The following is a 23,085-nucleotide window of genomic DNA, read 5'->3' as shown; positions in this document are numbered from 1 at the left end:
ACCTCTCCTTTTACTGCTTGATCAGTTGCTGTTGTATAAAATTATACAAATAAAGATATGGTTGCTGCCACTTCACTTCATTAAATATTTCATGATAGTAGCCAGGCCACTCTTTATAAAATTTTTCGGAAGTACACACTAAATTGAACCATTGATATGTTCGTCGGCGGTCTACAATCAAGTCATCTCCTGCCTGCATAATAAGTAATGGGATATCAGGAAAATATTTTACCTCTTTAAAAGCTTTTTTTATCGAGCGTTGAAATTCGATGTACCATCTTACGGACACTTTATCAATGATTAATGGATCACTTTGATCACTTGCGATCATTTCTTGATTGGTTGTAACCGTCTCTGGCGCTAAAGAAGATGATACCTTAAAGGCAGGCCACACGATATTTAATCCTCTCGATAAAACTTCCATGGGTTTGCTCGCTCCATTTTTTATACTAAAAGCTGGAGAGGATAATATAACGCCGTCTACAGTTATTTTTAATTGTTGAAGTGTTCTTGTTACAATAAGCCCCCCCATACTATGCCCTAACAAAAAGACAGGTAAATCTTTGTCCGCTTCTTCGACCCACTCGCTCACTTTTTTTATGTAATCATTAAAGGATCGAATATGTCCTTTCTTGCCCTCTGACATACCTTGGCCTGGAAGATCATTTATCTTAACTTCAAAGCCATCTTGTTCCAGCTTTTTTACTAAATGGACATAACGGCCTGCGTGTTCAAAGGCTCCATGCACTATTATAATCGTAGCTCTTTTTTCACCTGTCATTCCATCGTTCTCCCTATCCTCTATTTGTTATACTGAATTTATCATAATTATAAGGGGGTTCGCTATGATTTACGAATATAAAGGAAAGAGGCCGATGATAGACGATAGCGCCTTTATTGCTGACGACGCAGTGATTACAGGGGATGTTACGATTGGATCCTTATGTAGTGTTTGGTTTAAAACAGTCATCAGGGGAGATGTAGCTCCAGTTTATATTGGAAATAAAGTAAATATCCAAGACTTAAGTATGCTTCACCAAAGCCCTGATATCCCACTAAAAATAGAAGATGGGGTAACGGTAGGACATCAGGTTACTTTACATTCTGCCCATATTAAAGAGAAAGCACTCATTGGAATGGGGTCGATAATTTTGGATGGTGCAGAAATTGGTGAACAGGCTTTTATTGGAGCCGGAAGTCTCGTACCACCTGGAAAAGTTATCCCTCCACGCACCTTGGCTTTGGGAAGACCAGCAAAAGTTGTACGTGATTTAACTGAAGAAGATTACCAAGAACTGAACCGGATAAGAGCTAGTTATGTAGATAAAGGCCAGGTTTACAAAGGCATGCAGTCTTCCTAATAAAATGGGCGCCGATCATTAAACGGCGCCCATTTTATTATTTATTCAGCTTTTCTTTTAATAACTCAGCTTTATTTGTTTGTTCCCATGGAAACTCAATATCTGTCCGGCCAAAATGACCATAAGCTGCGGTTTGACGATAAATGGGACGTCTAAGATCAAGCATCTTAATAATGCCTGCCGGTCGTAAGTCAAACAATTCTCGTACAGCTGAAACAAGCATCTCTTCAGGTACTTTACCAGTGCCGAATGTGTTGATTGAAATAGATACAGGCTGAGCTACTCCAATAGCGTAAGCAAGCTGTACTTCACAGGATTGAGCTAATTTCGCAGCAACTATGTTTTTCGCTACGTAACGAGCAGCGTAGGCTGCTGAACGGTCTACCTTAGTTGCATCTTTCCCACTAAAAGCTCCTCCGCCGTGGCGAGCATATCCGCCGTAAGTGTCCACAATAATCTTTCGTCCTGTTAATCCTGCATCTCCTTGAGGTCCACCAATTACAAATCGTCCAGTGGGATTAATGAAATACTTTGTTTGTTCGTCAATCAGCTGACTAGGAACCACAGGATTAATAACATGTTTCTTTAAATCGTGCTGAATTTGCTCTAAGGTGATTTCTTCAGCGTGCTGAGTTGAAATCACTATTGTATCGACTCTTACAGGCTGATCCTTTTCATCATATTCGATAGTAACTTGTGTTTTACCATCAGGGCGTAAATAACTTAAAGTACCATCATTTCTTACGTCGGATAGGCGTTTTGCAATTTTGTGTGCTAAAGAAATAGGAAGAGGCATTAATTCTTCCGTTTCGTTATTCGCAAAACCAAACATTAAGCCTTGGTCTCCTGCCCCTATAGCTTCTATTTCATCTTCACTCATCTGACCTTCCCTTGATTCCAATGCTACATCCACACCACCAGCAATGTCTGGTGACTGTTCATCTATAGCCGTTAGTACGGCACAAGTATCGGCATCAAAACCATACTTGGCTCTCGTATAACCGATTTCTTTTATTGTTCTTCGAACGATAGCGGGAATATCCACGTACGTATTTGTACTAATTTCCCCTGAAACTAAGACGAGTCCTGTTGTTACTGTAGTTTCGCATGCCACCCTTGCATTAGGGTCGTTTTTTAAAATTTCATCTAATATCGCATCAGAAATTTGATCACAGATTTTATCAGGATGCCCCTCTGTTACTGATTCTGATGTGAATAACCGGCGATTAGCAGGCATTCTTTAAAACTCCTCCTTCTGTAAATACAAAGTTTGGACGGAACTCTTTCCAGTATGTTTATAGAAGTTTAACTTAAAGGAAAACTTCTCGTTTTTTTATAGTTAAATAAATTATTATATGAAAGGATGTATATTGTGTACATAAAGAAAAACCCTTCCTTCTAAAAGAGGAAAGGTACTTATTCCTTTCGCTCTTATCGTCCAAGATCTCCTGGAAAAATAGGGATCTTGCTGCAGGTTGGCACCATGTCAGATGTCTGACGGGTTGCCGGGCTTCATTGGGCCTGTCCCTCCACCACTCTGGATAAGAGAGTATCCGTTCGGACTAATAGTATCGAAATCCCGCAACCATGTCAATTAGTTTTCCCATTATGAAAGGGAACAGGAGCCGTTTTTGCCACGTGTCTTTAATCATTTTATAACGATTATAACCATCTCGATAAAATAAGTTTCTTTTATTACCTAGTCCGGGAATAGACATTATAAGACCTATCCATAAAGTTAGAGCCGTTTATTGTTTAATAGCCTCTACAAGGCTTCCTTATTGGTGCTACTATTTGAATTTTTTTAGTGATACTATCCCTGTAATAAGATTCAACCTCAAACATGCCCTCAAGATTTTGAAACAATTTCAGAGCAGTACGAAAAACTGATCCAATACCTTAAATTCCTTTTGCTCTGATAAGTCAATCAACAGTTTTGTCTCCTAAACGATTTTCACAATGCCGATTACTTTCCATCAATAACAATATAGCTCAATGATTAATAAAATAAAAAGAAAGCAATTTCATTCAATAGTATGGACTAATAAATTGAATGTGTTATACTTTATCTCAAAGTAGCACCAAATCTTTAAAGTAAAGGCGGGTAGACACATATGAGCGCAATTAATCAGATGTCTGATTTATCTCAACTATTAAATGAATCAAATGTTCATCACCAATTATCAGTCCCACAACTAGTAGAAAAAATCCTTTCACGTAAAGAAGGCACCCTGACTAATAGTGGAGCGGTTCAAGCAACTACAGGTGAATATACTGGTCGTTCTCCACACGATAAATTTATTGTTAAGGATGAAGAATCTACTAAGAATGTAAATTGGGGAAAAGTCAATCAGTCCATTGACGAACTCACTTTTATAAAGCTTTATCATAAGGTGTTGGACTATTTAAAAAAACGTGATGAACTTTTTGTATTTAACGGTTTTGCCGGTGCAGACGAAAGATACCGCCTACCTTTACGAGTGATTAATGAGTTCGCCTGGCATAACTTATTTGCTCACCAAATGTTTATTCGTCCTGACCAAAACGATTTAAATCACCATGATGCTGAATTTACTGTCATCTCTGCACCAACTTTTAAAGCTGATCCCGAAGTAGATGGTACAAACTCAGAAGCTTTCATTATGATTTCCTTTAAACACCGAGTCGTGCTAATCGGAGGAACGGAATATGCCGGGGAAATCAAAAAATCTATTTTTTCAGTTATGAACTATGTCTTACCTAAACAAAACGTGCTCTCAATGCATTGTTCAGCTAATGTTGGTAAAGAAGGAGATGTCGCTCTTTTCTTCGGGCTCTCAGGAACGGGAAAAACAACTTTATCGGCAGACCCCGATCGTAAACTAATTGGAGATGATGAACATGCCTGGTCGAATTATGGAATTTCTAATATAGAAGGCGGCTGTTATGCAAAATGCATCAACCTTTCTTATGAGAAAGAACCTCAAATCTTTGATGCTATTCATTTTGGCGCTGTATTGGAAAATGTTATTTTACAAGAAGGAACACAGCAGCCTGATTATGACAACACAACGTTAACTGAAAATACGAGAGCTGCCTACCCGCTTCACCATATTAAGAACACTATTGTTCCAAGTGTGGCGGGTCATCCAAATGCGATTGTTTTCCTTACGGCTGACGCAACTGGCGTGCTCCCCCCTATAAGTAAGTTAACGAAAGAACAAGCGATGTATCACTTTCTTAGCGGCTATACCAGCAAATTGGCAGGAACCGAACGAGGGGTAACTTCCCCCCAGGCAACGTTCTCCGCTTGTTTCGGCTCTCCATTTCTTCCATTAGCTCCTTCTGTTTATGCAGAAATGCTCGGAGAAAAAATAGACCAGTTTAATTCAGACGTCTATTTAGTAAATACAGGATGGACAGGTGGGCCTTATGGAGAAGGTCAGAGAATGAAACTCACCTACACACGAGCAATGATTCACGCGGCACTCGAAGGAGAATTAAATTCCGCGGACACGTATACCGATCCTGTATTTGGCTTAAACATTCCAGTTCATTGTCCAGGAGTTCCTGATGATGTATTAATTCCTAGGAAAACGTGGGAGGATTCTCAAGCATACGATGAAAAAGCTCATGAACTTGCCAATCAATTCCATGAGAATTTCAAGAAGTTTAAACATGCAAGTACTGAAATTGCGAATGCAGGACCGAATTACGGCAAAGAATAATTATTTTTCCTCATTTCCTTAATATATAGAAAAAACCGTGCATGGGATGCACGGTTTTTTAATGAGCGTCCATATGTTTATTTTTAATGACTTTTAAACACTCTGTTAAGACTTCATCCTTCATCATGAAGCTGTAAAGAGCATTACTTTTTATACTTTCAGGTATATGAGCAAGCAATACAGGACCCTCTGTTTCATAATAATGAGGCCGCTCAATAAGTTCAGAAATGCTCGCGTAGTATACATTTTTTACAATGGTGCCGCCTTTACCTGCTACATAATACTGGCCGATATAGTGGAGGTTCTCTACCTCTGCCCCCGTTTCTTCTTTCACTTCACGCACAGCTGCATCTTTAGCTCCTTCTCCTTTTTCGACTTTGCCGCCAGGAAATTCCAAACCTCTATCTTTATGCTTTGTAAGAAGCCACTGGTTCTTGAATCGGCAAATAACCCAAACATGCTTTGGTGCAGTTGAGAATGGGTGATCCTCAAAAGAGAGTTTCACTTGATTTCTGTAATAATCATAAAAAGTTTTCACGTTAGCTCATCTGCCTTTAATATCTAGTTATGTACTTCTGCATTAAATCGTATCATAAGCTCTGCAGATTAAAAACAATAGTGAATATTACACTTGTGTTACACAAATCTTCACTTAATTGAAACCTTCTGTTAGTTAATCGTATAGATTCAACCAACATTAAAAGAGGCTCCTGATGAGAAATAATATATTTACATTGGCTGTATTCAGCCTTCTCTTTTTTGATTCTGCTTGTTCAAGTGCAGAAGGAGAGAAAGATAAAGAAGTATTCGAGCTGCAGCTTCTGAAGAGTTAGACAGCTTCTCTATGGACATGGAAATGAGTCAAAAGATGAACATATAATCTAAGGATGCTGAAGAAGGAATACCAAATGGAATCCCTTTACAGACTACTATGAATTCCGATATGCAAATGGATCCTGTTAATTTTTATCAAACCAATGAATTCATGTGCCAATCCATGGAAGAGTATTATACGGAAGACAGCATGTATATGACTGTTCCTGGCGAAGAAAGCTGGTATAAAGCTCCAGAAGAACTCGTTAATGGATCAGATTAGTACAGAAGAACAGCCCCCTGTAAACCAACTAGAAATCCTCGAAGTAGATGAATTCAACTTGGAAGAAAATTCCTTCCTTTTAGCTCAGAAGGGGAAAACATTCAGGCTTTAAATGAGGAATCTGTCAATGAAATGCTCCCGGAAGGTATTATGCCGGAATATGCTTTGAAGGAATAACAGTTAAACAAGTAAATTACACTTTTGAAATAGATAAAGAAAGTTACTATCCGAAACAATTGGAAGCGAAGATGAGCTTTATCGTGAATATGGAAGGTGAAGAAACCTCTATCCATCAAACAAAGAATGGAAGTTATAGCAATTTTAATGAAGTAAATGAAATTGAAGTTCCATAAGAAATCATCGAAAAAGCTGAAGATTTACCAGACGCCAGAAACAACCCTTAATAACAATCTACGCCGCTTCAATCTTGAAGCGGCGTTTCATTATTATTTAAATCCTCTAACACACCCATCGATGAAATATGCTGCTTCGTTTTTTCATCGCCGAGATCATAGATCATCCTAAAGGCAGACTTCATTCCCTCATCAAATTCATCATTAGACTGATCTCTATGATAGGGGTCAAAAGGAACATGAGCTCTAAAAAAAGACCTGGTGTCAGAATTGTACATTTCATCAAATACTTCTCTTAATAATAACAAGTCCTCTTCATCCGCATGAATAATAAAATCATCATTATTAGCATCATGATTAATCGAAATCTCCCGGGTCCCAATATTCACATAATAAGGTCTTTTATTCATTATCATAAGCCTCCTTTACTCTAGGTTTAGCAAAAGTGAGACTTTTATAACGTAAAATTACTTATGGTGTAAATGCGGACAAACTTTACAATAATTACTGTCTTTATAAAGCTTATAAGAGAGACAACAGCACTTTCGTTGTCGTGCTCCTGTTTCAAGCAAAGGCTGCTTTACAAAATAAGTGAAAGGATTTGTTTTTTCCCCAAAAGCCTCTCCTGGAAGCTGCTCCACAATATAATAAAAATCTTTTTTAAGTTTTCTTACCGTCTTAGGACCATACCATTGGTCTAATTCTCGTTCATAAAAACGAAACATATATATCGCTATGTTTTCCCACATTACGTCCATTGAAAGTCGAGTTAACTGGTTGATGTGCAAAAATAAGGGACGTACGTGATGCGTGAAAAGGTTCGTTACCTCCTTTTGCAACCATTTATCCCGATCAATTTTACCGGGTTCAGTTACTTCTTTGGAAATAAGCTCCAGTTTAGGAAACCATTTTTGCTCGTTATTCGTAAGTACAAGATTTATATTATCGAATTTCATGTTAGGACATTTATTAAAAAGAGTCATCATTGCTATAGGAACAGTAGCAATGTAATAACCATACCTTTTTGAAAGAACGGAAGCTGAAGTAAGCAGAAATTCTGATTTCATATAAGCGTGGATGTAATCAATGGTCTGCTGGATACCGGATTTTATCTTTAGACGTTCGCCTTTAATTGTTTCATACCCTTCGTCTTCCACCTCTAGATAATATCTAAAGTGCTTATGAAGAAATTGTTCTTCACTATATAGTAATGTTCCCAAAATGCCGCCTCCTATTATTCGATTAATTCACATGAAAATGCCAATATTTATTAGTTAATCTAGCCAAAGCAGCCTTGTCAACTTCGTAACCTATACCCGAGGCTTCAGGCACTTCTATGCTGCCTTCTTTTACTTTAATGTAAGGTTGAATAATATCCTCTTCCAAATAACGCGTAGAGTGAGATAAATCTCCGGGTATTGTAAAATTGCTAAGGGAAGCTAACGCAATATTATGAGCTTTAGAAATGCCTGTCTCCACCATGCCTCCACACCACACGGGAATTTGATGTTTCTTACATAAATCATGTATATGAATAGCTTCCGTTAATCCGCCTACACGGCTTATTTTTATATTTATTGTGCGACAGCAATCCATAGCAATGGCTTGTACAGCATCTTGAAAGCTTTGGATTGATTCATCTAAACAAATCGGGGTTGTGACTTGATGCTGCAGCTGTTGATGCAAATAAAAATCCCCAGTTCTAAATGGCTGCTCAATCATTTCTAAGTTATATTGGTCTAAGCGCTTTAAACCTGGGATATCCTCTGCATTGTACATACCATTCGCGTCAATCATTAGGGGTAAATCTGGATATCGCTCTCTAACATGGGAAATGATTTCTTCTTCTTTACCCTTTTCCACCTTCAACTTAAAACGCTCATATCCTGATTCCAGCAATAGGGGAACATCTGTTGACAATTGACTAGTTAAACTTAGTACTGCTCCTGCTTTTACATTCTTCCGAACCCCTCCAATTAACTTAGAAAGGCTTATATTCAACTGCTTTGCATGTAAATCCCATAAAGCTGCCTCTATTCCTGCCTTAGCCATTTGATTACCTTTAATAAAAGAAACACCTTCAGAAAAGTCACTCGGATGGGGCATCTCCTCAAAGTTAAGAGAAGGAATAACAATATCTTTAAGAACGTGCCAAGCTGTTTGAATGGTTTCAGAGGTATAAAAAGGGAGGGAAAACGCAGTAACTTCTCCATACCCTATCATTCCATTCGTATCCTCAATCGAAATTATAATGACCGAACGCTCTGATAACTTTCCACTATTTGTTTGAAAAGGAGTTTTTAAAGGGATGGTGATTTCATTTAAATTAATTTTACTTATGTTCACGGTTCTCTCCCTTTTCTATTAGTGAGTGCAATTTTCTTCTTACTATTTTGTTAGAGGCATTTCTAGGAATTTCTCCTATGAAATGTATAGAAACCGGTACTTTAAATCCAGCTAATCGTTGCTTACAATATCTCTGGATTTTTTCTTCCGTTACCGGATGATCGTCAATGGCTACTATAAAAGCAACAGGAACTTCCCCCCACTCTGAATGTTCAATTCCCGTTACAGCTGCTTCTTGCACCCCATCAACCTCTAAAAGTACACTCTCAATCTCAGCGGGATAAACATTTTCACCACCGGAAATCAGCATATCTTTGACTCGATCAATAACAAACAAAAACCCCTCTTCGTCCAAATAACCTAAGTCACCTGTAGCTAAATATTCATTGTCTTGGTAGTGATGACGATAATAACCACCTGAAACCATTGGACCTTTCACATGGATTTCACCTACTTCATTAGGAGCACAAGGTTTCCCGTCATCTCGTATGCTTAAGCTAGCAGGCGTAAGTGCCTTTCCAGCAGATCCCAACTTCTCAAAAGCGTCACCTGGTCGCAAGGTGGAAATTTGAGAGCTCGTTTCTGTCATTCCATACGTTTGAAAAACCGGAATATTAGCTTTATAGGCTTCTTTTAATAATGGTTCAGGCACAGGACCTCCACCAAGTAACGCCCCTCTAAACGTAATGGGATATGCTTGTTTCCTATTTTTTAGAAGCCTTTGGAGCATTACTGTTACGACAGATACTAAAGTAACCTGGTGATGAATAATCTTCTCATTGACGACCTCAGCATCAAATTTCTCCAATAATACGATGGGCATGCCGTATATAACATTTTTCATTATTAGAGAAAAACCGCCTACGTGAAACAAGGGCAAACATACCAACCATTTATCTTTATCTGTTAAACCAAGGTTTAATGCAGAAGCGATCGCACTAAACCAATGATTGCCATAAGTATGCATAACTGCTTTAGGTTTACCTGTAGTTCCTGAGGTATACATCATGGTAAATCGTTCATCCAATCGTAGGGTTTCTCTAACCTCCATTGTTTCTTCACTTTTGGCCAGTTGTTCTACCTTTAATAGATCAATGTCTGCTTGACTTTCTTTCATTGCTCGTTCGCCTAATCTTTTATATTGTGAATCTACCACAATACTACAGGTATCTGAATCATCAATTTGATAAGCTAACTCTTTTGCTGATAACCTTACATTCAGACAGACCGCCACTGCCCCCACATAGCTCACAGCATGTATAAACAATACATAATCAAGATGATTTGCTGATAAAAAAGCTACATGATCCCCCGGATTTATCCCTTTCTTTAGTAAGCCATTTGCTAGCTTCCGGCTATCATTCCTTAATTCTTTAAATGTAAACGATTCCCCGCCATCCATTTCTATCGCTATTGAATCGGGCTGTAAGTCATACTGCTTTTCTAACCAATGCGGAATTTCGATCATGTTTCTCCTTCTTTCCATACTATTAATGATTGAACTAAAGAAAAGGACTCTCCCTCAATGGGAAAGCCCTTATAACGACTAAATATTATGGGAAACGAGGAAACTGTTTAAAGTCGGGCTTACGTTTTTCCTTAAACGAATCGCGGCCTTCCTTTGCTTCTTCAGTGGTGTAATATAACAAGGTTGCATCCCCGCCCATTTGCTGTAGTCCTGCTAAACCATCTGTATCAGCATTAAAGGAAGCTTTAAGGAAACGGAGCGCTGTTGGTGATTTTTCCAGCATTTCTCTTCCCCATTGTACGATTTCATCTTCTAATTGGTCTAAAGGCACGACCGTATTGACGAGCCCCATATCTAATGCTTCCTTTGCGCTGTATTGACGACATAAATACCAAATTTCACGCGCTTTCTTATGACCAACAATACGCGCTAGTAACCCTGCGCCATATCCCGCATCGAAACTACCCACTTTCGGACCTGTTTGTCCAAATATAGCATTATCCGCTGCAATAGTTAAATCGCACACGATATGTAGTACGTGTCCACCACCAATAGCATACCCAGATACCTCAGCAACAACCGGCTTAGGTATTACGCGAATTAAGCGCTGTAAGTCTAATACATTTAAACGAGGAATGTGATCATCACCTACATAACCGCCATGACCTCTTACACTTTGATCTCCTCCTGAGCAAAATGCATCATCGCCGGCACCTGCTAATACAATAACACCAATGTTTGAATCGTCGCGTGCATATGCGAATGCATCAATTAGCTCTTGGACAGTCTTTGGACGAAATGCATTGCGCACCTCTGGACGATTTATTGTTATCCTTGCGATCCCTTCAAACGTTTGATAAAGAATATCTTCATATTCTCGTTCTGAAACCCAATCATACTTCATAATAAATACCTCCTTATTACTCTATACGGGGTCACCCCCGTTACAATCCACATTAATTATAGCATGAATTCTTCTACAATTTTAGCGAAAGTTCTTGGGTCTTCTACATGTACCGCATGACCTGTGCCTTTCACTTTAACCAACTCACTTTCTGGCAGAAGCTCATGCATCTTTTGGTTAAGTTTAACAAACTTCTCGTCTTTTTCTCCAATAATCAACAATACATTCAGGTTTAAACCAGGCATCTGCGCCCACCATGAGGGTTGTTTTCCTGTTCCCATTCCTTCTAGAGATTCAGCGAGTCCCTGAGCAGTATGACTTAAACGTTCCTCTCTCAGTTCAATCCGTTCTTTTTCCGGTAAACGGTTTTGTGATTTAAAGAGAGGAAGAGATTCCCAGTAATTAACAAAAGACGGTACACCTTTTTGCAGAAGCTGTTCGATATGGTGTTGATCTTTAGATTGGCGGGCCACTTGCTCTTCTACTGTTTCTAATCCAGGAGACGAGCTTTCAAGGATTAATGTCTCCACATATTCAGGATAAAGAATAGCAAAAGAAAGGGCAGCCCTCCCTCCCATGGAATAACCAAGCAGAGGAATCTTTGAATAACCAAGTTGCGTAATCAACGATTTTAAGTCGTCTGCAAACTCCTCCATGGAGATAGGTCCTGTCTCTCCAGTTTTACCATGTCCAGGCATATCCATTGAAACCAATCGAAAAGAAGAGGAAAGTGTAGCTTTAACCTTTTTAAAGGTAGAAGAACTTCCTGTAAATCCATGTAACATTAAAAGAGGCGGTCCATCACCTTTCTCCTCTACCCAATACTTCCGGGGTCCAGTTGATACATACATGACTTAACTGTTCCACCCTTCTATTAAGTCAGCAACTTTATTCCATCTCGTCTGGTGAAAAGCTACGTGACTCTCTCGATCTGTTATGACTTCGACAACAGAGAGTCCTTCTTCTTTATAGCTAAGTCTTAGGGCTTCTATATAACTCTCCCAATTTACTACCCTGCGATGACTACCTTCATACATAGAAACAACTTTTTCGAAATCAATTCCTAACGGAGTACCAAACAGTTCTTCAAAATGATCACTATTTAAAGCCTGTGGTAAATATGAAAATATCCCGCCGCCGTCGTTGTTAATCACCACAATCGTCATATTGATTTTTTTCTGTTTCGCTATTAATAAACCGTTTAAGTCATGAAAAAAGGATAAATCTCCTAACAATAAAGTCGTATTTCTCCCTTGAGCCGCTGTGCCCAAAGCTGTAGATACTACTCCATCAATTCCATTCGCCCCCCGATTTGCCATAATATTAATTTTTTTCGGAGATGACGCGAAAAAGCTGTCTACTTCACGAATAGGCATGCTGTTTCCTACAAAAAGATTAGACTCTTCTGGTATAGCTTCTGACAAATAAACGACAGCGTGCCCCTCATTTAAAGCCGGTTCAGGACTGGCAAGCATAATTTTCTTCACTTCGACATTTAAACTTTTCCATTGTGATAACCACTCGGTTTCATTACCCTCTTCCCCAACATCTTTTAATATCTGCTCGCAAAATTCTGCAGGATGAGAGAATACAAACGTGGTAGGAACACCCGAAGGCTCTCGATGACTGGCAAATTCATCAACGACGTAATGATCAACGTCATTACTATGTTTCTGAATCCATTTTAAATATGCTTTTGATACGGGCATAGCGCCAAACCTAATAATATAATCGGGTTTATAATCATTTTTAAACTTTTCTGATCTTAAAAGAGCATCATAGCTTTCAATCACGTTTCTTTTATCATGTGGTCCTGTACGTAATTGTGATAAAGGGTCAGCTATAATAGGCAAACCTGCTTTAGCTGCCAATTGTGCAATATAGTGCGGTAACTGCTTGTTTGATTGAGGTCCGCATACAATTAATCCCTTTTGACCACTAAATAACTTCTCTTTAAAAAAACGAATCTGCTCATTATTTAAAGTTGCATTTCCAGTGATCATAACAGGCACAGAAGGGATGTCACTTCTCCAACAACCCGGAGTAGTAAAATCAGGGATGAGAGGTTCTCTCAAAGGAATGTTCAAGTGAACCGGCCCAGAGTGCCCTGATGTACTCTCATGAACAGCACGTGACGCTTGTTTTCTTACATACGGAAGAAGCCTTTCCTCTGGTAAAGCTAAATCATGAAACCATTTAACATAGTTCCCATACATGTGGGACTGTTCTATGGCTTGAGGCGCACCTACATCCCTTAGTTCATGGGGACGATCAGCTGTAAGCACAAGCAAAGGAACCCTGCTATAGTAAGCCTCAACTATAGCAGGGTAATAATTAGCAGCAGCCGTTCCAGAGGTACAGACTAAAGCAACTGGTTTTTGTTTATCTTTAGCAATTCCTAAAGCAAAAAAAGCAGCAGATCGTTCGTCAAGGTTTATCCAATGAGCGATGTCTCCGTGTTCACGGAAAGTCATTGCTAAAGGAGTAGAACGTGATCCCGGAGATATTACTACATCCTCCACCCCGGAACAACAGAGTTGATCTACAAACTGTGTGATATATCTGGTAAGTGTTGCGGTGTGTTCCATTAGTATCCTCCTAAAGCTGATAACATTGGTTTTAACTTGACTGCCGTCTCTGCGAATTCTGCCTCAGGATCAGAATCTTCTACAACCCCACAGCCTGCAAAAAGTGAAGCTGCTTTTTTCTTTATCAAGGCAGAGCGAATCGCCACAGCAAATTCACCATTGTTTTTTCCATCGAACCAGCCTATAGGGCCAGCATACCAACCTCGGTTTAATATTTCGCGTTTACGAATATAATCAACAGAAGTTTGTTGAGGCAAACCGCCTAAAGCGGGGGTTGGATGTAGTCGAGCCACAACATCTAACAACGTATACCCTTTTTCCAACGTAGCGGTAACAGGTGTATACAGGTGCTGTAAATTTCTCAGTGGGTAAACAATTGGTTCTTCTGGGATAGTTACATTATAACAACACGCCTCCACAGCTTCTCGGATCATTTGAACTACAAATTCATGTTCTTGACGATTTTTTGGATCATTTAATAGCTGTTCTCCAAGCTTCCTATCCTCGTCTACATCCGTTCCACGCGGAATCGTACCAGCTAAGCAAGTAGATACAAGCCCTTGATTGTCCACTTTTGCTAACCTTTCTGGAGTAGCACCAACAAAGTAGTCGCCATCACTTTCAAAAGTAAAGATATAACTGTTCGTTTGTGTTTCACAAAGTTTTTCGATAACGGCAGCAAGTTCGACATCCTCACTAAACGTTATCCTTACTTCCCTAGCCAGAACAACCTTCTCAAGTTCTTTATCTTTTATATCAGAAGTTGCTTCTTCTACAATTGCCTTCCACTTCTCAGGTTCCACATCACTTCTACCTATACACTTTGGTAATTTTAACTCTTCCCTTTCGCCAAACAATAATTGTTCATGGTCACGCTTTATTTGGTGCACAATCTGTTGTTTGTGATCTTCCTCTAAAATTAAAATATTGGTTGTTAAAAATGAGTGATCCCCTTTATTAGTTAATAAATACATAGGAATAGTCATTTGGCTGTCAGGAAACCCTTCCCAAGGTTTGCCATTCTCCTGAGCAGTATCAAAACTAAATCCTCCAATTGATACAAGTCCTGTCCCTTTTTCGTGGAGTATATCGTATACATCAGCTTCTTGCTGTATCTCGTTCCAAACCGCCTCTATCTCGTTAAAACGATGAGCATTTGCTGACAGTATTTTTTTTGTAGAACCAACTCCTACTAAGGTGAATTCTTCATCCGCACTTCGCCAGAATAATCGGTGCTGGTCGATTTTGCTAGCTCGATCTAAAAATGCAATACTATCTGTATAATCAATTTGATTTACGATACTTATAAATTGGGGCTCCCCACTTAGTGAAGCCTGATTTATTGCTTCCTCAACGATCTCTTCGATCTGAGGTATTTTTGTATGAAGCATGAAAATTCCTCCCATCCCAAATAGGGACGCTGCATTTAATCGGTCTTTGTATAAGATTAAACAGACCCTCTTCTATTTTATTCTCTTTCTCTCCAGGACTCAAGGAATCCTCACTTTTTCCAGCATATTCTTACAACGATTGACACTTTGGGACCGTTTCCCTAAACTTAAGTTGATATTATTTTAATAAGGGAGAGGAACTCCATGAGCACGGTACCTAATCAAGATGTAAAAACTTCCTTAAACGAGCGGGGTGGGTTTCAAGTTTGGTGGCGCCTATTACGCCCCCACACGCTTACCGCAGCATTTGTTCCTGTTTTCATAGGATCAATGCTTGCCGCTTTAGAAGGAACGATGCATATAGGATTATTTGCAGCCATGCTGCTAGCCTCAATTTTAATTCAGGCTGCCACAAATATGTTCAATGAATACTTTGACTATGTTAGAGGACTTGATAACGAAAAATCTGTTGGAATAGGAGGTGCTATTGTACGAGATGGGATAAGCCCGAAAAAGGTTAAATCCCTAGCTTATAGTTTCCTTGGAACCGCCACTTTATTAGGTGTTTATATTTGTGCTTCTTCCAGTTGGTGGATTGCATTTATCGGTATTATTTGTATGATATTCGGCTACCTCTATACTGGCGGTCCGTACCCTATAGCGTATACACCATTCGGTGAACTAACGGCAGGCATATTTATGGGAACCGTAATTATTGCAATTAGTTACTACATTCAAACTTTAACTCTTCAACCGCATGTGCTCATCATTTCTGTCCCGGTTGCCATTTTAATCGGTGCCATCTTGTTGGCGAATAACATAAGAGACCGTGTAGGAGATGCAGAAAATGGACGCCACACTTTAGCTATACTTTTTGGCCACGAGGGTTCCATTCGCTTTTTAACTACTTTGTATGCTATCGCTTATGGATTAACACTAATTCTAATTTTATTAGGAATTTTACCTATCTGGTCGATCATTACGTTTATAAGCATAAAAAAAGCAATTGCTTCTGTAAAAGGATTTCTACACAAAAAGCAGCCTATCGAAATGATGCCTGCCATGAAGGCTACTGCTCAAACAAATACGTTCTTCGGCTTCTTACTAGGAGTTTCACTGCTCGTTCATTTGTATTTGCCGGTTTCACTCTAACATAGGATGGTTCCCAAACCATCCTTTTTCATTAGGTTTGATACTCCTCATCAAGGGAATAATAAAAAGGGAATGATTAAAAATGGATATATCAATGAAAAATACATTAATGGAAACGTTAGGTATAGAAGTTGTAGAAGCTGCCCCCGAAAAAGTGACACTAAAAATGCCGGTGGATGCGCGAACACATCAGCCTATGGGATACTTACACGGTGGAGCCACTGTGGCTCTGGCAGAATCAGCTGCAAGTATAGCGGGTTTTTTAAATATTAACCCTAATACGCACCAGGTTTTTGGGATTGAAATCAACGCTAACCATATTAAGAGTATTCAAACGGGGTATGTGTATGGTACAGCAAAGCCTTTTCACATTGGAAAACGTATAATGGTATGGGAAATAAAGATCGCAGATGATAAAAACGATCTTATTTCCATATCTCGTTGTACTGTGGGGGTAGTACCATTAAACAACTCCTAACGTAATGAAAGGAGAGCGAACAATGCTTACAGATCAGCAATTATCAAAGTTTAAGAAGCAACTGGAAGAAATGAAAAAAGAAACAGAGAAAGACATGAATCAATACGTTAAAGAGCAAGATACTTCATCTAGTGATTATGAGGGAGAATTATCAAGCGTCTCCGATCATCCCGGAGACCTTGGAACCGTACAGCATGAACGAGAGAAAGACCAAACTTTATATGAACAATCCAAAGAAAAATTAATGGATATTAATGATGCACTTCAGCGCATAGAAGACGGTACGTTTGGACGGAGCGAAAAATCAGGTGAACCAATACCTATTGAACGCTTAGAAGCTATGCCTACTGCAAGATTAAAAGTAGAAGAGGTAGAAGAAGAGCGGCGTTAAACCGCTCTTCTTATTTCTATGATTAGAAAATTAGGACCCGCCATTCTTAGTTTCATTATTATCTATATTAGTTTTTCGTTAGCCGGTTTCTTATTTCCAATTGATCAGAGCTGGTACGATCAACTCAATAAGCCCTCTTGGACACCAACAGGCGGTACTATAGGCCTCGTATGGTCGATTTTATTTGCTTTTATATCGCTATCTTTCTCTTATGCGATATTTAAAAAAGGGATCAAAAATATTCCTAAACCTTTATGGTTAGCTTTTATTTTGAATTATTTAAGTAACCAATTATTTAGTTACTTCCAATTCACTCAAAAGGATCTGTTAATAGCTTCGATTGATTGTGTACTTGTAGCGGTAACTGCTATCTGTACCACTCTTTTGCTCAATAAAATCAGTCGATTGAGCAGCTTGTTATTTGTCCCTTATAGTGCATGGAGTACATTTGCTACATTTTTATCTTTTACCTTTTATACGCTTAATCCAACGATGACTGCATTTTAAAAGGAGCCCTAAATAGGGCTCCTTTTACAGGCTGTCGAAAAAGCTAAGATGTCCTTCATATAAGTATGGAGAAAGGAACAGGGAAAAGCGCTGGGTTCCGAGGGGCAAGACGGAAAAATATCCTCAGTCTGTGAAGTGAACCCTAACATCGGACGCGCATAAAATTGTATTAAACGACTGCTTTTTGCGGGCCTTTGACCAGAATGAGATCTTGAAACCTTCGTAATGTGAATACCCTTTTGCAAACGCTGCTTTTATAAGGGCACAGCTTGAATAAATGAATGCCCATAATCTATTTCGAAAAAGGGTTTGAGGAAACGGCGAGACTCCTGCGGGAAATGGGAATAAGGTGTGACCCCGGAGGGCTGATAAAGCCCGAGGAGGTCTTAAATAGGAAGTTCGATTAAGTTCGGCACGTCGTGTGCCAACATCGAACGACCCCACGTCGTGTGGGGCCGCGGAAAGGGAGTCGTTTCCTCAAACCCTTTACACTCTATAAGGTCTCTCTACAATCTGTAAAAGGAGCCCTAAACTGGGCTCCTTTTATATTAAGTTTAATCATCTAACGGGTTTAAACTTTCATTTCCTGTCATATTCTCAATCATGTGAACAAGTAGTTCAATTTCTTGATCAATATCTTTTATACTGGCTGTTTCCACAGGCGAATGCATGTACCGTAAAGGGAGGGATACTAAGCTGACAGGCACCCCTTTCCCCGTTAAACGCATGCGATCAGCATCCGTTCCAGTAGCTCGAGAAGTTAACTCATATTGAACATTTATATTTAATGAATTCGCGCTGACCTCGAGCATTTTGTTGATTTTGCGATTAATAGGAGCGCCTTTTGCTAACACCGGACCACCTTCCAGTTTCACATCTCCGTGTTTATTCTTATTAACTCCTGGATAATCAGTAGCAAATGTAACATCGCATGCTATTGCCATGGTGGGCTCTACTCCTGCAGCCGCGAAATAAGCTCCTCCCATGTTTGTTTCCTCATTCACAGTACTCGCTGCATATAACCCTACTTTTATATTTTTTTGGGAAAGCTTACGAACCACTTCTCCAACAATAAATAGCCCCGTTCTATTATCCAATCCTCTCCCCGTAATATAACGATCCATCATCACTTCCGGTTCACGCTTGTAAACCGCTAAATCACCAATTTGCACCTCGTTCTCTAACTCTTCTTTTGTTTTGGCACCACAATCAATAAACAAATCATCTAGGCCGAAGTCACCTTTAAGACCACCATGATGCTGAGCATTTACCCCGATGACCCCACTGAATTGCTTCTCCTCTCCCAGCACTTTTACTTTCATCCCTACGGCCGCTTTAGGATTAATGCCGCCCATCTTGTCAAAGTATAAGAATCCCTGGTCATCTATTCGGTTAATGACGAGTGCTATTTCATCACAGTGCCCCGCAAGTAACACTTTAAATTCGGCTTCCGGGTTTAAAACAGCAATAGCATTACCGGCATGATCTGTGCGAATCTCATCTGCATATGGCTGCATTTCTTTAATCCACCGCTTTTGTATTGTCATCTCCATACTGGAGGGAGATGGAGTATCTAACAGCTCTAATAGAAAATTTTGTTCGTTATCATTCATATGTAATTCCCCCATTCATTTAATATAAATTATAACACTCTCACTTTAAAAATTACGTAAATGTAGTGACTATTTTTAATGGTTTATCTATCAGGTAAAGCAAGCTGTATGCTTACAGTTTTAATTACCCCCATACAGGATTAGTCCTCTGTAAATTATAAAAGTTAGCTTAAATATTCTATATTTGGGGAATGGGTATAAGGATGTAGTTTATGAGGAGGAATTGTAATGGTTTTAAACGATTGGTACTCAAAAGGTTTAAGTGCCCAAGAATATGTTGATTCAATGAAACAGCACCAAGAGGGCTTTATTTATATTTACGAGCATTTCAAAATTCCAGCCGAAGATGAGCCGCTTTTTGCAAACTTAAGAGGTGAAAAATGGCGGGCAATTATATTAACAGAAGACTGGTGCGGAGATGCCATGCTGAATATACCCATCTTCTTAAGAATTGCTGAAGTTGGCAGAATTAATACTCAATTTTTAGCGAGAGACGAAAACCCGGAACTTATGGATCAGTATTTAACTAATGAGAAGGCAAGGGCTATTCCTAAAATTATTATTATCGACCAAGATGGAAAGGAAGTATTAAATTGGGGGCCAAGAGCTCCAGAAATTCAGCAATTTATAGAAAATGCTACATCTTCACTCCCAAGCAAAGAAGAATCCCAATTTGCGGATAAACAAAAAGAAATGTATCAATTTATAACGAAAGCATTTAGAGACAATGAAGACTTTAGGTATTATGTGTATCAAGATCTAAAAAATGCATTAACAAATCAAACTCACTAAAAAAGAGCCTATCCCTTAAAGGGGGCTCTTTTATGTTTTAAGATTCTCACGAAAAGACATACTAAATAAAAAAAGAGGAGCTACTTTATGCAGCACTGGATGCGTTTATACTTTCAACTCCCTTTGTTTATAAGACTTTTTAGTACTGTAATTGTTTTTATGATCTTTTTCGGTATTATTATTCATACAATCGAGCCCCACAATTTTCCTACTCTTTTTGATGGGATATGGTGGGCATTTGTTACAGGGGCGACCGTAGGGTATGGAGACTACGTGCCTTTAAGCACAGCAGGAAAAATTACCGCTATTTTTCTTATACTTACAGGTGGAGGGTTGGTGACCTTTTATATGGCCACTCTTTCAGCAGCTACTGTTCAGCACGAACGTAACTTATCAAGGGGAAAAGTAGATTTTAAAGGAAAAGAACATATTATCCTAATAGGTTGGAATGAACGTACCCGCCAATTAATTGAAATGATGACAGAAAACAAATGCCATGAGTATATTGTTCTTATTGATCGTTCAATGAAAAAACTCTATGAGAACCATTCAAATGTTCATTTTATTCATGGAGACGCCACTATGGAAGAAACTCTTAATAAAGCTAATGTTAAAGATGCTAAAACGGCAATAGTGACAGCTGACCCTTCTAAAGCAGAACATGAGGCTGATCAATCTGTCATTCACCAACTAGTCTCTTTAAAAGGGCACAACTCTCACCTGTTTATAATTGCTGAAGTTTTAACCGATAAGCAAAAAATAAATGCTGAGCGAGCTGGTGCCGACCGTGTTATTCGCTCAAATGATTTTATGAGCAGTTTATTTTATCATGAACTCTTCCACACAGATCCAGGAGAGCCTTTTCAACTTCTATTAGATCTTTTAACTTCCAGACAGTTTCACGAAGAAGCCGTCCCAACAGAATTGGAGGATCAACTTGTTGAAGATGCTGTTACCTATTATTTAAAAAAAGGTTCAGTTGTTATTGGGTATCGAGCTAATCAAACCGCCCATTTTATCCTGGAGCCATCCCTGCCTTTAACTAAAGTCCAAACATTAATATTGCTTATTCCGCTGCGTACGTAAGGCTTGCTCAGCTTCTTTCAACACTTCCCTGCCTGCATCGACAAATTCCTGCGGGAACTCGGCATCTTTATTTTTTGGTTCTTGGAATTGATCAAATGAAGCTCTGAAGTTACCCTCTCTAACATGATCATCAAGGCTGTCTTGATATTGATGGTAAAGTAAGAAAGGATTTTTCACCTTCACCATCGTTGATTCATCTGGGGGATCCATGAATCCTCCCATCACTTCTACCGGAAGTCGTAAGAAGAGGTAACCTTCTTGATCATCAATCTTATAATCAAAATAACCATGATCGTAATCCCAGTTGTCCGAAAGCTTAAATCCTATTGGACCAAGTGCTTGTTCCATTTCATGATACACAAAAAATTTATTGGTTAAATCTGACTCTAAAGTAAGCAATTCTATCCCTCCTTTAGAGCTTAGTTTACCCAAAAAAACCACCTCCGATTAACCAATAATTGGAGGTGGTTTTTCTTTTCTCTATAAACGCTTTTCTAATTCTTCTTTTTCTTTTTCAAATCCTGGTTTTCCTAAGAGAGCAAACATGTTCTTCTTGTATGCTTCAACTCCTGGTTGATCAAAAGGATTAACTCCAAGAAGATAACCGCTCACTGCACAAGCTTTCTCAAAGAAGTAGACAAGATACCCGAATGTGTAAGCATCTAATTTAGGTAAATGAACGATCAAGTTAGGAACTTGTCCATCTGTATGAGCCAACATAGTACCCTGGTAGGCTTTTTCATTCACGTAATCAACGGTTTGACCAGCCAAGTAATTTAGACCGTCTAAATTCTGCTCTTCCTCTTCTATGGTAAAGTCAGATTTAGGGGTTTCCACATGCAGCACTGTTTCAAATAGATCACGACGACCGTCTTGTACATACTGACCTAACGAATGTAGATCAGTTGAGAAGTTCGCTGAAGAAGGGTATATGCCTTTTTGGTCTTTCCCTTCGCTTTCACCAAACAACTGCTTCCACCATTCTGAGAAGTACTGCAAGGATGGTTCATAATTAATCATCATTTCAATAGTATTGCCTTTATTGTATAGGACATTGCGGACAGCTGCATACTGATATGCCGGGTTATCTGAAAGTTTATCTGAGTTTAATTCATGACGGGCTTTTTGTGCACCAGCCATCATCTCCTCGATGTTCACTCCACTTACAGCAATCGGCAGTAAACCTACAGCTGTTAAAACAGAATACCGTCCTCCGACATCGTCAGGAACAACAAAGGATTCATATCCTTGCTCATCTGCTAAAGTCTTTAGAGCGCCTTTCTCTTTATCAGTAGTAGCATAAATGCGCTTTTGTGCATCCTCTTGACCGTACTTTTCTTCGAGAAACTTTCGGAAGGCGCGGAATGCAATCGCTGGCTCTGTTGTAGTACCACTTTTTGAAATAACATTAACAGAGACGTCTTTTCCTTCAAGCAAGTCAAACAAATCATTTAAATAAGGAGCGCTAATGCTGTTGCCTACAAAGAATACTTGAGGATTTTTACGTTGTTCTGAAGAGAGTTCATTGTAGAAGCTGTGATTTAACATTTCAATAGCTGCTCGAGCACCTAAGTATGAACCGCCAATTCCTATGACAAGCAGCACATCAGAGTCTGATTTAATTTTCTCAGCAGATTTTTGAATTCTTGAGAATTCTTCCCGATCATAATTTTCTGGAAGGTCCAACCAACCAAGAAAATCATTCCCTGCCCCGGTTTTTTCATGTAAAGCATTATGAGCTAGAGATACTGCATCCTGCATATATTCAAGTTCATGCTCACCAAAGAATGGCAATGCTTTTTCGTAATCAAATCGCACGTGTGTCATTAATGATTCCTCCACCTTCTTTTTT

Annotated in this window: 24 protein-coding genes and 1 riboswitch; of the genes, 10 read left to right on the top strand and 14 right to left on the bottom strand. The window is 39.1% G+C overall.

The annotated features are described in order from the left end of the window. Positions 1-10 precede the first annotated feature (10 nt). Positions 11-781 (bottom strand): alpha/beta hydrolase, encoded by a 771-nt coding sequence (locus ACGTNH_RS07685; protein ID WP_394586088.1) that lies wholly within the window; start codon positions 779-781, stop codon positions 11-13. Positions 782-845: 64 nt separating this feature from the next. On the opposite strand from ACGTNH_RS07685, the gene ACGTNH_RS07680 reads away from it, so the two are divergent. Further along, entirely contained in the window at positions 846-1,361 is a 516-nt protein-coding gene (locus tag ACGTNH_RS07680) for a gamma carbonic anhydrase (protein ID WP_394586087.1), read from the top strand. Between the two features lie 37 nt (positions 1,362-1,398). On the opposite strand, the gene metK is transcribed toward ACGTNH_RS07680, so the two are convergent. Continuing rightward, complete coding sequence (gene metK / locus ACGTNH_RS07675; protein ID WP_394586086.1) at positions 1,399-2,598, bottom strand: methionine adenosyltransferase; 1,200 nt, start codon at positions 2,596-2,598, stop codon at positions 1,399-1,401. Between the two features lie 191 nt (positions 2,599-2,789). After that, positions 2,790-2,909, bottom strand: a riboswitch (SAM riboswitch). 566 nt (positions 2,910-3,475) lie between these two features. Between metK and pckA the strand changes: the two genes are divergently transcribed. Beyond that, positions 3,476-5,068: a phosphoenolpyruvate carboxykinase (ATP) gene (gene pckA, locus ACGTNH_RS07670; protein WP_394586084.1), complete on the top strand. Its 1,593-nt coding sequence runs from the start codon at positions 3,476-3,478 to the stop codon at positions 5,066-5,068. A 58-nt stretch (positions 5,069-5,126) separates the two neighbouring features. On the opposite strand, the gene ytkD is transcribed toward pckA, so the two are convergent. Further along, positions 5,127-5,606, bottom strand: a complete 480-nt coding sequence (ytkD, locus tag ACGTNH_RS07665) for an RNA deprotection pyrophosphohydrolase (protein ID WP_394586083.1) — start codon at positions 5,604-5,606, stop codon at positions 5,127-5,129. 363 nt (positions 5,607-5,969) lie between these two features. Between ytkD and ACGTNH_RS07660 the strand changes: the two genes are divergently transcribed. Next, positions 5,970-6,164 (top strand): DUF6612 family protein, encoded by a 195-nt coding sequence (locus ACGTNH_RS07660; protein WP_394586158.1) that lies wholly within the window; start codon positions 5,970-5,972, stop codon positions 6,162-6,164. 158 nt (positions 6,165-6,322) lie between these two features. After that, complete coding sequence (locus ACGTNH_RS07655) at positions 6,323-6,517, top strand: DUF6612 family protein (protein ID WP_394586156.1); 195 nt, start codon at positions 6,323-6,325, stop codon at positions 6,515-6,517. Between the two features lie 68 nt (positions 6,518-6,585). Here ACGTNH_RS07655 and ACGTNH_RS07650 read toward each other — a convergent pair whose 3' ends face one another. From ACGTNH_RS07650 to ACGTNH_RS07615, 8 genes are all read right to left on the bottom strand, one after another. Beyond that, the gene (locus tag ACGTNH_RS07650) at positions 6,586-6,927 is read right to left on the bottom strand and encodes a hydrolase (protein WP_394586082.1); all 342 of its coding nucleotides are present in this window, start codon (positions 6,925-6,927) and stop codon (positions 6,586-6,588) included. Positions 6,928-6,984: 57 nt separating this feature from the next. Continuing rightward, on the bottom strand, positions 6,985-7,737 hold the full coding sequence (locus ACGTNH_RS07645; RefSeq protein ID WP_394586081.1) for a hypothetical protein: 753 nt from the start codon (positions 7,735-7,737) through the stop codon (positions 6,985-6,987). Positions 7,738-7,759: 22 nt separating this feature from the next. Next, positions 7,760-8,863, bottom strand: coding sequence for an o-succinylbenzoate synthase (gene menC / locus ACGTNH_RS07640; protein ID WP_394586080.1), 1,104 nt, complete (start codon positions 8,861-8,863; stop codon positions 7,760-7,762). Next, the gene (locus tag ACGTNH_RS07635) at positions 8,850-10,331 is read right to left on the bottom strand and encodes an o-succinylbenzoate--CoA ligase (protein ID WP_394586079.1); all 1,482 of its coding nucleotides are present in this window, start codon (positions 10,329-10,331) and stop codon (positions 8,850-8,852) included. Before ACGTNH_RS07635 ends, menC begins: the two co-directional genes overlap by 14 nt. Positions 10,332-10,416: 85 nt before the next feature. Continuing rightward, positions 10,417-11,235: a 1,4-dihydroxy-2-naphthoyl-CoA synthase gene (gene menB / locus ACGTNH_RS07630; protein WP_188378807.1), complete on the bottom strand. Its 819-nt coding sequence runs from the start codon at positions 11,233-11,235 to the stop codon at positions 10,417-10,419. Between the two features lie 56 nt (positions 11,236-11,291). Further along, entirely contained in the window at positions 11,292-12,086 is a 795-nt protein-coding gene (gene menH, locus ACGTNH_RS07625; RefSeq protein WP_394586078.1) for a 2-succinyl-6-hydroxy-2,4-cyclohexadiene-1-carboxylate synthase, read from the bottom strand. 3 nt (positions 12,087-12,089) lie between these two features. Further along, complete coding sequence (gene menD, locus ACGTNH_RS07620; protein ID WP_394586077.1) at positions 12,090-13,823, bottom strand: 2-succinyl-5-enolpyruvyl-6-hydroxy-3-cyclohexene-1-carboxylic-acid synthase; 1,734 nt, start codon at positions 13,821-13,823, stop codon at positions 12,090-12,092. Further along, positions 13,823-15,214, bottom strand: a complete 1,392-nt coding sequence (locus ACGTNH_RS07615; RefSeq protein WP_394586076.1) for an isochorismate synthase — start codon at positions 15,212-15,214, stop codon at positions 13,823-13,825. The genes menD and ACGTNH_RS07615 overlap by 1 nt, the downstream gene beginning before the upstream one ends. Positions 15,215-15,418: 204 nt before the next feature. On the opposite strand from ACGTNH_RS07615, the gene ACGTNH_RS07610 reads away from it, so the two are divergent. From ACGTNH_RS07610 to ACGTNH_RS07595, 4 genes are all read left to right on the top strand, one after another. Next, on the top strand, positions 15,419-16,366 hold the full coding sequence (locus tag ACGTNH_RS07610; RefSeq protein WP_394586075.1) for a 1,4-dihydroxy-2-naphthoate polyprenyltransferase: 948 nt from the start codon (positions 15,419-15,421) through the stop codon (positions 16,364-16,366). An 82-nt stretch (positions 16,367-16,448) separates the two neighbouring features. Continuing rightward, positions 16,449-16,844 carry a PaaI family thioesterase gene (locus tag ACGTNH_RS07605; protein ID WP_394586074.1) on the top strand — a complete coding sequence of 132 codons (396 nt, stop codon included), beginning with the start codon at positions 16,449-16,451 and terminating at the stop codon, positions 16,842-16,844. A gap of 22 nt (positions 16,845-16,866) precedes the next feature. Then, positions 16,867-17,235 carry a TraR/DksA C4-type zinc finger protein gene (locus tag ACGTNH_RS07600; RefSeq protein ID WP_394586073.1) on the top strand — a complete coding sequence of 123 codons (369 nt, stop codon included), beginning with the start codon at positions 16,867-16,869 and terminating at the stop codon, positions 17,233-17,235. Between the two features lie 18 nt (positions 17,236-17,253). Beyond that, on the top strand, positions 17,254-17,742 hold the full coding sequence (locus ACGTNH_RS07595) for a TspO/MBR family protein (RefSeq protein ID WP_394586072.1): 489 nt from the start codon (positions 17,254-17,256) through the stop codon (positions 17,740-17,742). A gap of 554 nt (positions 17,743-18,296) precedes the next feature. Here the strand turns inward: ACGTNH_RS07595 and ACGTNH_RS07590 are convergent. Beyond that, on the bottom strand, positions 18,297-19,355 hold the full coding sequence (locus ACGTNH_RS07590; RefSeq protein WP_394586071.1) for a M20/M25/M40 family metallo-hydrolase: 1,059 nt from the start codon (positions 19,353-19,355) through the stop codon (positions 18,297-18,299). Positions 19,356-19,583: 228 nt separating this feature from the next. Between ACGTNH_RS07590 and ACGTNH_RS07585 the strand changes: the two genes are divergently transcribed. After that, complete coding sequence (locus ACGTNH_RS07585; RefSeq protein WP_394586069.1) at positions 19,584-20,147, top strand: thioredoxin family protein; 564 nt, start codon at positions 19,584-19,586, stop codon at positions 20,145-20,147. An 87-nt stretch (positions 20,148-20,234) separates the two neighbouring features. Beyond that, positions 20,235-21,233 (top strand): potassium channel family protein, encoded by a 999-nt coding sequence (locus ACGTNH_RS07580; RefSeq protein WP_394586067.1) that lies wholly within the window; start codon positions 20,235-20,237, stop codon positions 21,231-21,233. Here the strand turns inward: ACGTNH_RS07580 and ACGTNH_RS07575 are convergent. Together ACGTNH_RS07575 and ACGTNH_RS07570 are read right to left on the bottom strand one after the other, a co-directional pair. After that, positions 21,204-21,632 (bottom strand): YugN family protein, encoded by a 429-nt coding sequence (locus tag ACGTNH_RS07575; RefSeq protein ID WP_394586066.1) that lies wholly within the window; start codon positions 21,630-21,632, stop codon positions 21,204-21,206. The genes ACGTNH_RS07580 and ACGTNH_RS07575 overlap by 30 nt on opposite strands. Before the next feature lie 81 nt (positions 21,633-21,713). Further along, complete coding sequence (locus tag ACGTNH_RS07570; protein ID WP_394586064.1) at positions 21,714-23,060, bottom strand: glucose-6-phosphate isomerase; 1,347 nt, start codon at positions 23,058-23,060, stop codon at positions 21,714-21,716. Positions 23,061-23,085 lie beyond the last annotated feature (25 nt).

Source organism: Halobacillus sp. B23F22_1 (assembly GCF_043497005.1).
In the GTDB taxonomy this organism is placed as follows: domain Bacteria; phylum Bacillota; class Bacilli; order Bacillales; family Halobacillaceae; genus Halobacillus_A.
Note: the sequence above shows the minus strand (reverse complement) of the source record. Positions and strands in the feature narration are given on the sequence as shown.

Bases quoted from the DNA above. Each gene is read 5' to 3' on its own strand.
- ACGTNH_RS07685 (WP_394586088.1), bottom strand. From the start codon at position 781: ATGACAGGTGAAAAAAGAGCTACGATTATAATAGTGCATGGAGCCTTT.
- ACGTNH_RS07680 (WP_394586087.1), top strand. From the start codon at position 846: ATGATTTACGAATATAAAGGAAAGAGGCCGATGATAGACGATAGCGCC.
- metK (WP_394586086.1), bottom strand. From the start codon at position 2,598: ATGCCTGCTAATCGCCGGTTATTCACATCAGAATCAGTAACAGAGGGG.
- pckA (WP_394586084.1), top strand. From the start codon at position 3,476: ATGAGCGCAATTAATCAGATGTCTGATTTATCTCAACTATTAAATGAA.
- ACGTNH_RS07650 (WP_394586082.1), bottom strand. From the start codon at position 6,927: ATGAATAAAAGACCTTATTATGTGAATATTGGGACCCGGGAGATTTCG.
- ACGTNH_RS07635 (WP_394586079.1), bottom strand. From the start codon at position 10,331: ATGATCGAAATTCCGCATTGGTTAGAAAAGCAGTATGACTTACAGCCC.
- menB (WP_188378807.1), bottom strand. From the start codon at position 11,235: ATGAAGTATGATTGGGTTTCAGAACGAGAATATGAAGATATTCTTTAT.
- menH (WP_394586078.1), bottom strand. From the start codon at position 12,086: ATGTATGTATCAACTGGACCCCGGAAGTATTGGGTAGAGGAGAAAGGT.
- menD (WP_394586077.1), bottom strand. From the start codon at position 13,823: ATGGAACACACCGCAACACTTACCAGATATATCACACAGTTTGTAGAT.
- ACGTNH_RS07615 (WP_394586076.1), bottom strand. From the start codon at position 15,214: ATGCTTCATACAAAAATACCTCAGATCGAAGAGATCGTTGAGGAAGCA.
- ACGTNH_RS07610 (WP_394586075.1), top strand. From the start codon at position 15,419: ATGAGCACGGTACCTAATCAAGATGTAAAAACTTCCTTAAACGAGCGG.
- ACGTNH_RS07605 (WP_394586074.1), top strand. From the start codon at position 16,449: ATGGATATATCAATGAAAAATACATTAATGGAAACGTTAGGTATAGAA.
- ACGTNH_RS07600 (WP_394586073.1), top strand. From the start codon at position 16,867: ATGCTTACAGATCAGCAATTATCAAAGTTTAAGAAGCAACTGGAAGAA.
- ACGTNH_RS07595 (WP_394586072.1), top strand. From the start codon at position 17,254: ATGATTAGAAAATTAGGACCCGCCATTCTTAGTTTCATTATTATCTAT.
- ACGTNH_RS07590 (WP_394586071.1), bottom strand. From the start codon at position 19,355: ATGAATGATAACGAACAAAATTTTCTATTAGAGCTGTTAGATACTCCA.
- ACGTNH_RS07585 (WP_394586069.1), top strand. From the start codon at position 19,584: ATGGTTTTAAACGATTGGTACTCAAAAGGTTTAAGTGCCCAAGAATAT.
- ACGTNH_RS07580 (WP_394586067.1), top strand. From the start codon at position 20,235: ATGCAGCACTGGATGCGTTTATACTTTCAACTCCCTTTGTTTATAAGA.
- ACGTNH_RS07570 (WP_394586064.1), bottom strand. From the start codon at position 23,060: ATGACACACGTGCGATTTGATTACGAAAAAGCATTGCCATTCTTTGGT.